Below are 12,807 nucleotides of genomic sequence, written 5' to 3' on the forward strand. Positions count from 1 at the left end.
CACGGGTGGGTAGAGGTGAAGCATCAATTGGTGGTTTGATTCCATCGGGAGTATTGTTCCCGCTCTCACCAACAGTGGCATCTGTTCTAGAGGAGCCTCGATCACAATTTCTGCTGCACCCTCAAAGACTTCATCATTCCAGAAACTATACCAACGTCCCTTGGGAAGGATGACATTTCGCGATCGCGCCCCGTCTTCAAAAACCGGACACACTAATAACGCATCCCCCAAAAAGAACGCATCATCTACCGCCCAGAATCGAGAGTCATCACTGTTACCCCAAAAAGCCGGACGAACTGGAGGATATCCCTTCTGACTTGCCTCCCATGATAAGGTATAAAAGTAGGGCAGCAGTCGGTAACGCAGTTGCAAAAATTCCCGAATTATGCTTAGGTAAGGTTCGCCATACGTCCAAGGTGCGCGATACTCAACGTTGTTCGAGCAGTGACTGCGGTAGAACGTCAGAAACGTGGACATTTGGAACCAGCGCAAATATAGTTCTGCCGGAGGATTGCCTTGGAAACCGCCGATATCTGGCCCACTGTAAGGAATTCCTGAAAGTCCTAAGCCGACTACCGTTGCTACAGTTTGGCGCATCGCCGCCCAAGTACATTCGATATCGCCTGTCCAAGTCCAAGCATAGCGTTGCAATCCCGCCCAACCTGCACGGGAGACAATGAATGGACGTTGCTGCGGTCGATACCCGCACAGCGCTTCATACCCCGCCTTAGCTTGCAGCATCCCATACACATTATGGGCTTCGCGATGGTCGCCACCTCTCCCTTCCATGAAGTGCTGGGTTACTTTGGGTAGAGAGCGATCGCCCCAGAGGATAAACGCCGCAGGCTCATTCATGTCGTGCCAAAATCCGGCTACACCCACATCCAGGAGATATTCATACTGCCGACTCCACCAAGTGCGAACCACTGGCTTCGTAAAATCTGGGAAGACGCACCAACCAGGCCAGACTGGCCCAACGACTGGCTTACCGTTGGGAAGTTTGCAAAAGGCGTCGAGTACCCGACCTTCGAGGAAGAGTTGGCTTTGGTAGCTGTACTTGATTCCAGGATTGAGAATAGAGATAAATCGCACCCCATCTTTTGCAAGTTCTTGCGTGAAGCTGGGTAATTGGGGAAAGCGATCGGGGTGGATTGTGAACGCTCGGTAGCCAACTTGAACGTCAATATCGAGGTGAATTGCACTCAGAGGCAGGTTATACGACTTAAACTCCTGAACCGTTTCTCGAACGGCCTCTTCGGTACGATACCCCCAGCGTGACTGGTGATACCCTAATGCCCAACGAGGGGGCAGTGGAGGGCGTCCGGTTAACTCGGTATACCGCTCCAGCAAGTGAGCGGGTGAACCAGCCGCTACGTAGTAACGCAGCGCTCCTCCTTCAAAAGCCGCTGTGGCTACATCCTCAAAGGTAAAATAAGCTTCAAACGTATTCTCGTAGAAAATCAGGTAACTTCCAGAGGAGTGAAGACCCAAATACACGGGTATGCAAATATACATGGGGTCGGCTCCCGGCCCGTACATGCCCGCCGCATCATAGTTCCACATGCGAAAGGTTTTGGGGCAATCAGTCAATTCCCCTTTCTCCGTTAGCTCCCTAGCAGCACGCAAGTTTAGGGGTGCGGCTCGTTCTCCCAAACCGTAGATGTGTTCGTCTTCTCTGAGTTGTGCTCGATGAGTCCACCCTTGGTGTGAGCGTTGCGGTGGCAGTTCTTCCCGTAGGATTTGCCCGGTTGAGCTGTAGAATTTCACGCTACCATCAGCTTTGATGATCACCTTCAACGCTGGAGAGTCCTGCTCTGCCGGGTTTTTGCTCGATACAGTCCAGCCCTCAACGGTCTCGTCTAACGTCGTTTCGACTTCAGGCCAATCTTTGCGGTGAATTGCATAATGAATCGGAGGGATGCCAGGGTACCAGTCCACTCGCACTAGATCGGGGGTTAAAAAAGAGACTTCCAGTTCTGCTTGCTCGAAGTAGAAGCGAGCACCTCTAGGCTTCGGTTCAGCTCGGAGCATTTTTCCGGGGCTGTCAAAGGTGTCCTCGTTCTGCTCAATGGGAAACTCGCGTTCGATGCGATCGCGATTGCGCGAGTACAGGAATGCCTTGGGAGCATAGGTCAAGTATAAGAGCGAGCCCCAAAAAAAACGTAATTGCAATGATATCTTCTTGAACAAATCCATAGGTTGTTGCGATCGCTAGGTCAATATTTTTAGCTAACTGAAAATTCTTCTAATCAATAAACTCTTTTATGATGGGCAGAACTCTATTCAAATCAGCATCAATCTCTAGTAAGATTTCAATTAACAAAAAAATGTATTTAATAATACTCTGGAACTTCCAAATAAAAAACGCCCAATGCACTAGCCACTCAGTCTAAATTAGCGATACCCTTTTGATAATTGATTTATAGGAAGCCTCTTAATCAGTTTCCAAAGGTTAGGAATATGGATATAGACTGTTAGAACTAGTTTGCGATCGCAAGTACACGGATGCTCACCTCTTGCAACAGGACTTCAGACAATAGTTTGGTATCATCAGCGACAATTTAAAGCATCCCAATCAAAGGCAAAATCGTACAAACAAAGAGTTAGAAATGGAAACACGGCAATTAGGCACCTCTGATGTAAAAATCACCCCCATCATTATGGGGACTTGGCAGGCTGGAAAAAGCATGTGGGTTGGAATTGAAGATGCCGAAACCATTAAAGCTATACGCGCTGCTTTTGATGTAGGGATTACAACGGTTGATACAGCAGAGGTTTACGGTAATGGTCACTCAGAGCAAATCGTCGCTCAAGCACTTTCCGATGTTCGCGATCGCGTGACTTATGCCAGCAAGGTGTTTGCCAACCATCTCAAATATGACCAGGTCATCGAAGCGTGTGAGAGTTCCTTGCAGAGGCTCAAGACAGATTACATCGACCTATACCAGATTCACTGGCCTTCAGGTGCTTTTAAAAGTGAAATCGTGCCCATTGAAGAAACGATGAGCGCCTTGAACAAGTTGAAGGAGCAAGGTAAGATTCGAGCGATCGGTGTTTCTAATTTCTCCCCTGCCCAAATCGCAGAAGCTTTACAGTATGGGCGTATTGATAGCTTGCAACCACCCTATTCTCTGTTTTGGCGTCAAGTGGAAACGGAGGCTATGCCTTACTGTGTCCAGAACAATATCTCTATCCTTGCTTACTCCTCTTTAGCTCAGGGACTGCTAACGGGCAAGTTTGGCCCTGATCGCAAGTTAGAGGAAGGCGATCATCGCAAAAATAATAAGCTGTTTAAGGGTGAGAACTACCAGCGAGTGCAGCAAGCCCTAGCTCAGCTTCGCCCCATTGCAGAACGTCATCAGTGTACTCTGGCTCAGTTATCTCTGGCTTGGTTGATTGCCCAGCCGCAAACCAATGCCATCGCAGGAGCACGCCATGCCGAACAAGCCTCTCAAAATGCCAAAGCCGCTGAGGTGAAGCTATCGGATGACGAACTCCAGGAAATTGACGCGATCGGACGTCAAGTCACAGATCATCTAGACAATAATCCGGTTATGTGGGACTGGGATTCGTGAAAACAATTATGCTAGGGTATTTATCGAGCAATGGATTCGGCTAAAGGCTATGTTGTTCCTTATTGACAAGCTTCTCACCGAATCAAAGCCCCATTTGGCTTGTTGTTCTGCCCATTTCCTCCGATTAACGCTCTTGTTAATCAAAAATTCGCTGTCAGTCTTGAATGTTGATAAGTAAGTAGATGACTCAGGTACTTGTTGGTCAAAACGAAGGTATTGATTCAGCATTGCGTCGATTTAAGCGTCAAGTCTCAAAAGCTGGGATTTTGACAGAAGTCAGGCGGCATCGCCATTTTGAAACTCCCATTGAAAAACGTAAGCGCAAGGAAATTGCACGCCGGAAGAAGCGCTGGCGTTAGCTGTGATGATGGGCATGAAAAGGGTTTTCGTTCCGTGATGTGTCGAATATTACGGCTATAGGAGGGGTCTTACCAGAGGCGCAAGCCAGATAAATCGCTAAGCACAATGCCATCTTAGGAAACAATCTAGGATTATTATGAAGACGTGCACGGGCACGTCTTCACGGTTGAATTGGAATTTCTATCCTAAATTCCGTTCCTTGGTTGGGTGCAGAGATACACTGCAACTGACCGCCGTGTTTTTCGACAACAATTTGATAACTGATGGAGAGCCCTAAACCAGTACCTTTGCCTACTGGTTTTGTGGTGAAAAAGGGGTCAAATATTTGCGACCTGATATCTTCGGGCATCCCCGGCCCGTTGTCGATAATCCTAATAACAGCTCGTGGAACAGAGTTCTCCTGAGCTGACGAATCTCCGTCGATGATTTCTGTACAAATTCGGATGATTTTGGGCGATTCGGTTGGGGAGTACACAGACGCGGAGTCAGCCTGCTGAGAGAAGACTGAGGTTATAGTTGTGCTGGGTGGACTTGCTAGTGTTTCCTTGTCTCTCAAGGCACTATCCCCAGGGTGTTCGCTCACGCTAACACACCCAGTTTGCCGCGCTTGTGTGCCAGACCGATTCCTTCCAGAATAGGCTTGGCTATTGCTAAATGCATTGACGTTTAAAGCCCTGTAATGCTCTTCAAAACCCTTTTCCCCACAGAGTTCTGGGGGGCAATCCTCCAAGGCATCGATCGCATTGCACAGCAAATTCATAAACACCTGGTTCAATAAACCAGCATAGCCCTTCACTAAGGTCAGTTCCCCGTATTCTTTAATCAGCGTAATCCCCGAATGAGTACCTTTTGGTTTTAGTCGATTGTTGATAATTAACAAGGTGCTATCAATGCCTTTGTGAATATCAACCCGTGTCATTTCGGCTTCATCAATCCGTGAGAAACTCCGCAAGGATTGAACGATCTGACGAATGCGATCGGCTCCCAACTGCATCGATGACAAGGTTTTTGGGAAATCTTCAATTAAAAACTCCAGATCGATTGCTTCAGCTCTGGCTTGGATTTCGGGTATCGGCTGGGGATAGTGTTTGGCGTAGAGCCTCAGGAGGTCTAATAAATCATCGACATATTGAGTGGCAGGGATAAGATTGCCACAAACGAAGTTGACTGGATTGTTAATCTCATGAGCAACACCCGCCACTAACTGCCCTAAGTTGCACATTTTTTCGTTGTGAATCAACTGGGCTTGGGTTTGCTGTAGCTTAGTCAATGCCTGTTTTAGTTGCTCGGCTTTGGCTCTCAGTTGCGCTTCTGATCGCCGCGAAGATTCCTCGGCTAACTTTCGCTGAGTGATATCTGTGACGAAGCCTTCATAGTAAAGCAATGTGCCATCTTCATTCCTCACAGCCCGTGCATTTTCCGAAATCCAGATGATACTGCCGTCTTTGCGATAAACCTGAGACTCAAAGTCAGATACCGCATCACAAGTGTGCAGGCGCTCAATAAATTCCTGACGGCGGTTCGGATCTATGTAAAGCTGCCGCCCAATGTCAGTTAAATTTTTGAGCAATTCTTCGGCTGATTCGTAGCCGTAGATGCGTGCCAGCGCCGGGTTACAGTCTAGGTAGCTTCCATTAGGCGTAGTTTGAAAGATTCCTTCGACGGCGTTTTCAAAGATACTGCGATACTTCTGCTCCGCTTGCCTTAGAGCTTCTTCCACCCGTTGACGCTCAGCAATTTGATGAGCTAGTTCGTGATTAGCGCGTTTCAATTGCTTTGTCCGTTCGACAAGGTTGTTGTGAACTTTTTCATAGTACTCTACCCGGTCGGCAGAGCTAGCTGAGAAATTGTCACGGCGTAGGAACATGGCTCATTTGCTGAATTCTCTAGCCCACCTCCAACATTATTTAACCTTTCGGTCACCTGCTGGGTGATGCAGCACATATACATTCTGCGATATTTCGCGCTCCCAGCAGGTGACAGTTATCCGTCTCTTTTGTGATTAAAAGTTACAATTTAGGTGATCGAAATCACTGCGTAGTGATTGAGACTACTGTATTGTATTAATCCTTACTTTGGCTTATTTTGGGATTCGACTACACTATCATTGCAAATTTTTCAGGGTTTGGCAGTGCTTTCTCTGACAACACTGTATCTGTCCAAACGGTGTCTTCTTCTTTCGCACTAACCTGATACGCCTCTAAGCAAGCATAATCAGGATGAGCTTTCTGACTCATCCCACCAAAAACATGTTAATCACTTTTCAGCTAACGCGCTCTGGTGATGTCAATGGTGATTTGGCCGCCAAAGTCGGGGATAGGGGCGGCGGGTTTGCTTAACAGAACCCGGACTTGCTGCACTTGCTCCAATTGTAATAGGGTAGCTGCGATCGCGCTCGCCAACTTTTCCACCAATGCAAACTTCGATGTTTTCACTAACTGCTTGACTTTTTCAATGGCATGGCGGTAGTCCAGCGTATCAGCAATGTCGTCACTCTCTCCTGCCGATGTTAAGTCAAGCCACAACGTTAGATCAACCTCGAACCACTGTCCTAGCACCTGCTCCTCTGGTAGGTAACCTGTATATCCGTAGCAACGAATCCCTGTTAATTGAATGCAGTCCATCGAATTTTAATTTTTAGTTAAACACACTTGCCGTCAAACGTACTACTTTATTTTCCCCTATCCCCCTATCTTCCCATCCCAGTCATCTACTCTCTTTGAACGCAACTCCACACGCCTACGAGGTTATGTGTAAGTTTTGACACCAATAATTTTCAGTCTCTTTACCAAAACTTCATATAAGGTTCTGACCTTAGCCAGAGGCGCACCAGTCCAAATCTAAACAAATGCCGAGTTTGCGGCTCTTTTTCACGGTTTACAGCCCTATCCCTTTATGTAGATACGATGAAGAAGGTGGAATAAAGATGTTCACATTGGACATTATCTAGTACTATTCAACTAGATTATTTTTCAGTAATTCACGAACTTTTTTGCCGATCTTCTACTACTCATTGCAAGGCAAAAATTAATCAAGAAATATTATTTTTCCGGGTTGTGTTTTCCCGAGAACTCTTCATCTTGCTTCATCTAGCTAAAGTTTTGAGGAGCGGTTTTCTAATTGGCTAAATTTTTCTATGCAGGGCTACCCAAATACCACACTACACGAAGAAAAAAAAATACCGCGATCTCTCTTATCTAATCTGCTGATTTTGATCGCAGGTACAGGATTAGTGATTTTGTCAATGCGTCTACTGCATGACAGACTGACCTCCGTGATTAGCCGTGATGCCGTCATTAATGGAACATTAATTGATATTAATGCCCCCCTAGAAGGTACCGTCACGGAACTCAAGGTCAAAACAGGGGAAGCGATTCCTAAAGAAAAAACCGTTATTACACTTCAAAACGAGCGAGTTAGTAAGCTTCCGGTTCAAGAAATTAAGAGTCGAATCGCTCAGCAACAAGGTGAACTGGAACGGGCACAGTCTCAGTTAGACCGACAACTGTCACTGTTGCAAATCTTGTTAGACGACCAGAAAAATCAAGCCCAATTGGAAAATCTCGAAGCGCAAGAATCTGTAGCACAGGTGGAAGCAGAGCTACAGAGCGCTCAATCTCGTTATCAGATTGCCCAAGTCAGTTACAATCGCTCCAGTTTCTTAGCCCAAGCAGGTGCTTTGGCTCAAGTTCAATTAGATACTGCCAGACGAGAACTAGAGGAAAGTAAGAATTCGGTCAGTAGCCTGCAATCTCGCCTCAAAGCTGTCCGTTCTAATCACAAGGCGATTACCCTTGGACTCAACCTATCGAGAAGTCGCAGTAACTTTGACCCGAGAATTCGTTTGCAAGAAGTGCAACTTCAGATTGCCGATCAACGCAAAGCGATCGCAACCTTAACAGAGAATATCAAAAATGCCCAGGCCGAGCTGATTCAGGCCAAAAGGGACATGGAGCAAAAAGAGAAAATTGTGGTCAAGGTTCCCACCTCTGGAGTGCTCTGGCATCTATCAGTTCAGAAGGGACAATTTGTACAGCAGGGAAATAGGCTAGGACAGTTACTCGACTGTAACAGGCGTTGGGTTGATGTCTTCATCGATGAACAGGCAGTACGTTCTATTCACCCAGGAACTGCCGCCACGATTAAACTTTACGGTTTCCAGTCTCAAGTTTTGCAGGGACGTGTGAGCATGATCCGTTCTGGCATCGGACGCTTAACGGCTGGCGAAGATGTTGCTGTACCCATTACTCCGAATATGCCCCGCCAGAGCCAGGTGCGTGTAGAGCTCGATACAGCGACTCCAAAAGGCTCGCCTAACCATTTATGCTTCGTCGGATATACCGGTCGGGTCACCTTTGAGGTGAATTGAACTTCCCTTGTCATCTAATCCTTAAGCTTCTCGTCTTCCCTATAGACTCCTATGCGTCTTACCACTCGTCCAGCTTCCAAACCTACACCCACGCCTCAACTCAAAGTTCTTCCTAGAACCCAAACAAAAACATTAATTTCTCCTTGGATTGGGGGATTTTTTATTGCTAGTGCAATTTTGTTTGTAGCTACGGTTTATATCACAAGTTGGACTAGCACTGGGCCGACCTTCCTTCCCGTAGAACTCTCCAGTCCATCCTCTGTTTTTATCAGTCCCTTTATTAAGCCATTAACTCCCCCTGGTGTTCGCTACCTGCCGGAATTTTTGGAACTACCGGGAAACACCTGGGAAACCCTTTGGCCTCTGGCTGCTGCGGCTATCCTCTGCGTATTGACACGGGTGATTCCATCGACGAACTGGACTCGATTAATCGTCAAGAGCATCATTCTTGTTCTGGCTGTGCGCTACATGCTTTGGCGCACCTTGGGCGATACGATGAACTTTACGAACTGGCTAAGTTCCTCTGTGAGTGTGTTCTTATACGCCGTTGAGGTATTCGGTTTCGTGATGCTGGTCTTGAATAGCCTGCAAACGATTTGGTCAAATGCTGATTTACGGACGGCTCAGGCTAATCGCTACAGTCAGGATATTCTTTCAGGTCGATACGTGCCATCAGTGGATGTTTTTGTTCCTAGCTACAACGAACCGGAGTTCATTGTGCGTCGGACGGTAGTCGGTTGTCAGGCGATGGACTATCCCAACAAGAAAGTTTACATCCTCGATGACATGATTCGTCCCAATATCCGGCAACTGGCTGAGGAATTAGGCTGTGAATATATCAGTCGAGAACCGGGTACTGTCAACAAACATGCCAAGGCGGGGAACCTGAATAACGCTCTCCTCCAAACCGACGGAGAGCTGATTACGGTGATGGATTCGGATTTTGTACCTTTCAAGCATTTCTTGACTCGTACCGTTGGCTTCTTTCAGAAGCCGGATGTTGCCATCGTTCAGACGCCACAAGATTTTTACAACCCGGATCACCATGTCCGTAACCTAGGTCTTGCTCACTTGTTCCCCAACGACCTAGCCATGTTCTTTCGGTATGACCAATCCACGCGGGATGCGGCCAACACAGCTATGTGTTGCGGCACCTCTTATGTGATTCGGCGCAAGGCTTTAGAGTCTGTTGGAGGCTACTTTACTCGTTGCGTTTCCGAGGACTCGTCCACCTCGACCTTACTGCTAACTCGTGGATGGCGTGTTATTTACTTGAACGAAACGCTCAGTATGGGAGAGTCTACCCGCAACTACGCAGATTTTATGAAGCAGCGGCTGCGTTGGTTGCAAGGTAATCTTCAGATTTTCTACTGCTTTAAAGAAGTCCCAGTTTGGTCGAGTAAGCTGAATTGGGTGCAAAAATCCTATATGGTCATGCACTTGATGGGGTGCTTCCAACCCTTCATCCGTGCCGTATGCCTGCTCACGCCTTTGGTGAGCTTGTATGTAGGTATTTCACCCGTTATTTGTACACTGCCCGAAATTATCTATTACGGTATTCCTTTTCTGGTGTTAATGGCTGGCACGACAGGATGGGCTTCGGAATATCACGCATCTTACTTTTTTAATCAAGTTTACGAAACGATATTCTGTTTTCCTGGCTTGCGACGCCTCTTCACCACGCTGAGGAAACCCTTTGGAAAAGGCTTTGCCGTCACCCCCAAAGGTGTTACAGCCCATTCCAAGAATTACAATCTCCACGCTACTTGGCCGTTGCTGGTGCTGATGGCGCTAACAGTGGTTGCTATATCATTACAGTTGGTGGGATACCGCATGGGAGTGTGGCAGGCGATTATCTCTCCTGAGTTTGGGCTAGTCTATTTCTGGTTGATTCACAATTTTATAATCTTAGCTGTAGCCGTTCTGGCGGCGATCGATCAGCCTGAACGTCGATTGTTCGACCGTTTTCCTTTGCGTACAGCTTGTAAGATTTCTTGGGACAATTTCTCTGACGGTGATAGTTCTGCTGCACGCGCCTACTGGGGTCATACAGAGGATGTCTCGGAAGGAGGTGCTAAATTGACGCTGATCACTGAACATCCTATTCCCAAAAAGTCGCCAGTGGTGTTGGAGTTTTTGGAGCGTAGCTTTTCTGTGGAAGCTAAAGTGATTAAGTCTCGATTCAATCATCAGTTTGCTCATGTTTCATTGCAGTTTACTAACCTGACGGCTGAACAGAGTCGTCATCTGATTGAGATGCTTTATACGGAGAAGACTTGGTGGAAGCAGAGTAAACGAGTGGGAGGGTTAGATGCTTTTCTCGCGATGCTGTCTGCGTTTCTTAAATTTAGACCTTTAATGACAGTATACGATCGCCCATCTCCTGGACGCGATCGCTAATAGTCCTCTGGAACTGCAATCGCTAGGATGGGCATCTTGCCCATCCCACAAGATTTTTTTCAACAAGCCTAGGGCGTGTTTTCACGCTCCGTTCGCTCATCTGGACGAGCCATTTGCCCAATATAACGCCTACAACGTCCTCTCTAAGAGCAATTAGACGATTAAGGAGGCGGTCAGAGGGGTGCATTCTCTTCTAAGTGGGGCATGGTGGTACGTTCGGTGGTGTGTATTAACAAAAATCCGCTATTAATCACTTTTATTTATCATTTTAAAAACAAATAACATTTGATTCTATTTAAAGGAATACAACCGCAATTTTTGAATCGTTCAGAAAAACACCTACTGGTAGGCGCAACTAGAACATCAATGATGTGTTCAAACAGTAGACTTGCATAAATCATGATGCAACGTTAAAGGCACATCCTCATTGGTGGGTTACGGCTGCGCCTAACCCACCCTACATACGACTCCATTAGAAATCACGATGGGTAAAGGGTTTGGCATCCTTCCCGGCGTAAGGGGCGACAATGTGACCGTTACCTGTCACTTTATACTTATACGTGACCAATCCTTCTAATCCTACTGGCCCACGCGGTGGCATCTTTTGGGTACTGATTCCCACTTCTGCGCCAAAGCCATAGCGGAAGCCATCGGCAAAGCGGGTGGAACAGTTGTGGAAGACATTCGCAGAATCGACTTGAGCGAGGAAGGTTTCAGCAATGTCTGGGTCTTCGGTCACAATGGCATCTGTATGCCGAGAACCATAGGTATTGATGTGATTCATTGCCTCTTCCAGGGAGTCTACCACTTTAATCGACAAAATTAAATCGTTGTACTCCGTAGACCAATCTTCCTCTGTGGCGGCGGCGATATCCAGAATCTTGCAGGTTGCCTCATCCCCTCGTAATTCAACGTTACGCCTTTGTAAGGCGGCTGCGGCTAGAGGTAGAAATGCTGGTGCGATCGCAGAATGTACCAGCAGCGTTTCAATCGCATTGCAAACGGCTGGATATTGCGTTTTCGCATCAACGGTAATATCGACCGCCTTCTGGAGTTCTGCCGCACTATCTATATATAGATGGCAAATCCCATCGGCATGTCCTAACACCGGGATGCGAGTATTTTCCTGCACATAGCGCACAAATTCATTAGACCCTCTGGGAATAATTAAATCCACATATTCATCTAGCTGCAACAAGGCACGAATTTCTTCTCGGGTTGTCAGCAATTGAACGGCGGCTGGGTCTACCGATGTTGTCGATAATCCTTGATGAATCGCTTTCACTAGGGTTTCACAAGAACGAAGCGCTTCTTTGCCCCCTTTGAGAATCACCCCATTCCCCGATTTAATCGCCAAGGATGTAATTTGAATTAAGGCATCCGGACGCGCTTCAAAGATGATTCCCAAAACTCCCACAGGACAGGTAATCCGTTTTAAGATTAATCCTTCATCCAGTTCGCGCTGAATTTGCACAGTGCCAACGGGGTCAGCTAGCTTACCCACATCTCGTACACCGTCAATGGCTGCCTTCAGCTTCGTCTCATCCAGCTTCAGCCGACTGTACAGCGGCTTGGCAATTCCTTCTGCCTGTGCCGCGTGGCAATCAGCCGCGTTTGCCGCCAAAATCTCCGGGGTAGCAGCTTCTAAGGCTTGTGCGATCGCTTCAATCGCTTGATTTCTCGCCTCAGTAGGGAGTACCGCCAACTGACGTGCAGCTTGACGAGTAGCTTTGGCGATCGCGGTTAGGGGAAGGGATGCAACTTGAGAAGCGGTCATGGCTGTAGAGCAGGTACCGACATGTAACCCCCAATTTTAGCAAATTGCTGACCTTCCTACTCACCGACTTTTCTGGCCTTGGCTTTAGAGCTGATTTATAAAGTAAACAGAAAGACGCGGTTGAGGTGTGTTCATCAGGCGAGACGGTGGAGCATTAGTCGTACCATAGCGGCATAAATCATCGACTCGCTTACCTCGGGCAAAAGTTCGTAATCCTTACTTAGGCGTCGATAGCGTCCCAACCAACCCAAAGTACGTTCAACGACCCATCGTCTTGGTAAAACCTGAAACCCCGCTTCGCTGCGCTTGACCACTTCGACCTTAGC

General features: G+C 47.3%; 10 protein-coding genes. 4 read left to right on the forward strand and 6 right to left on the reverse strand.

The genetic code is table 11. From position 1 onward, the window contains the following. A partial coding sequence (locus V6C93_RS23105) for a glycoside hydrolase family 31 protein (protein ID WP_349262810.1) occupies positions 1-2,196 on the reverse strand: 2,196 nt, incomplete at its 3' end. Between the two features lie 413 nt (positions 2,197-2,609). Here V6C93_RS23105 and V6C93_RS23110 point away from each other — a divergent pair. Together V6C93_RS23110 and rpsU are read left to right on the forward strand one after the other, a co-directional pair. Next, on the forward strand, positions 2,610-3,575 hold the full coding sequence (locus tag V6C93_RS23110) for an aldo/keto reductase (RefSeq protein ID WP_333479025.1): 966 nt from the start codon (positions 2,610-2,612) through the stop codon (positions 3,573-3,575). A gap of 182 nt (positions 3,576-3,757) precedes the next feature. Then, on the forward strand, positions 3,758-3,934 hold the full coding sequence (gene rpsU, locus V6C93_RS23115) for a 30S ribosomal protein S21 (RefSeq protein ID WP_333479026.1): 177 nt from the start codon (positions 3,758-3,760) through the stop codon (positions 3,932-3,934). Between the two features lie 161 nt (positions 3,935-4,095). On the opposite strand, the gene V6C93_RS23120 is transcribed toward rpsU, so the two are convergent. The 3 genes from V6C93_RS23120 to folB form a co-directional block, all read right to left on the reverse strand. Beyond that, positions 4,096-5,802 (reverse strand): PAS domain S-box protein, encoded by a 1,707-nt coding sequence (locus V6C93_RS23120; RefSeq protein ID WP_333479027.1) that lies wholly within the window; start codon positions 5,800-5,802, stop codon positions 4,096-4,098. Positions 5,803-6,031: 229 nt separating this feature from the next. Next, entirely contained in the window at positions 6,032-6,172 is a 141-nt protein-coding gene (locus V6C93_RS23125) for a hypothetical protein (RefSeq protein ID WP_333479028.1), read from the reverse strand. A gap of 30 nt (positions 6,173-6,202) precedes the next feature. After that, positions 6,203-6,559, reverse strand: a complete 357-nt coding sequence (folB, locus tag V6C93_RS23130; protein ID WP_333479029.1) for a dihydroneopterin aldolase — start codon at positions 6,557-6,559, stop codon at positions 6,203-6,205. 512 nt (positions 6,560-7,071) lie between these two features. Between folB and V6C93_RS23135 the strand changes: the two genes are divergently transcribed. Both V6C93_RS23135 and V6C93_RS23140 read left to right on the forward strand, forming a co-directional pair. Further along, positions 7,072-8,304, forward strand: coding sequence for an HlyD family secretion protein (locus tag V6C93_RS23135; RefSeq protein ID WP_333479030.1), 1,233 nt, complete (start codon positions 7,072-7,074; stop codon positions 8,302-8,304). Positions 8,305-8,355: 51 nt separating this feature from the next. Beyond that, entirely contained in the window at positions 8,356-10,704 is a 2,349-nt protein-coding gene (locus tag V6C93_RS23140) for a glycosyltransferase (protein WP_333479031.1), read from the forward strand. Positions 10,705-11,176: 472 nt separating this feature from the next. On the opposite strand, the gene V6C93_RS23145 is transcribed toward V6C93_RS23140, so the two are convergent. Then, positions 11,177-12,481 (reverse strand): glutamate-5-semialdehyde dehydrogenase, encoded by a 1,305-nt coding sequence (locus V6C93_RS23145; protein WP_333479032.1) that lies wholly within the window; start codon positions 12,479-12,481, stop codon positions 11,177-11,179. A 134-nt stretch (positions 12,482-12,615) separates the two neighbouring features. Beyond that, positions 12,616-12,807: transposase (locus tag V6C93_RS23150; protein WP_333479033.1), on the reverse strand; the 192-nt coding region annotated here is incomplete at its 5' end.

The sequence above is a fragment of the Allocoleopsis sp. genome, from assembly GCF_036703385.1.
Taxonomy (GTDB): domain Bacteria; phylum Cyanobacteriota; class Cyanobacteriia; order Cyanobacteriales; family Coleofasciculaceae; genus Allocoleopsis.

Excerpts from the sequence above, each read along its gene's own strand:
- V6C93_RS23110 (WP_333479025.1), top strand. The coding sequence starts at position 2,610 with ATGGAAACACGGCAATTAGGCACCTCTGATGTAAAAATCACCCCCATC.
- rpsU (WP_333479026.1), top strand. The coding sequence starts at position 3,758 with ATGACTCAGGTACTTGTTGGTCAAAACGAAGGTATTGATTCAGCATTG.
- V6C93_RS23120 (WP_333479027.1), bottom strand. The coding sequence starts at position 5,802 with ATGTTCCTACGCCGTGACAATTTCTCAGCTAGCTCTGCCGACCGGGTA.
- V6C93_RS23125 (WP_333479028.1), bottom strand. The coding sequence starts at position 6,172 with ATGAGTCAGAAAGCTCATCCTGATTATGCTTGCTTAGAGGCGTATCAG.
- folB (WP_333479029.1), bottom strand. The coding sequence starts at position 6,559 with ATGGACTGCATTCAATTAACAGGGATTCGTTGCTACGGATATACAGGT.
- V6C93_RS23135 (WP_333479030.1), top strand. The coding sequence starts at position 7,072 with ATGCAGGGCTACCCAAATACCACACTACACGAAGAAAAAAAAATACCG.
- V6C93_RS23140 (WP_333479031.1), top strand. The coding sequence starts at position 8,356 with ATGCGTCTTACCACTCGTCCAGCTTCCAAACCTACACCCACGCCTCAA.
- V6C93_RS23145 (WP_333479032.1), bottom strand. The coding sequence starts at position 12,481 with ATGACCGCTTCTCAAGTTGCATCCCTTCCCCTAACCGCGATCGCCAAA.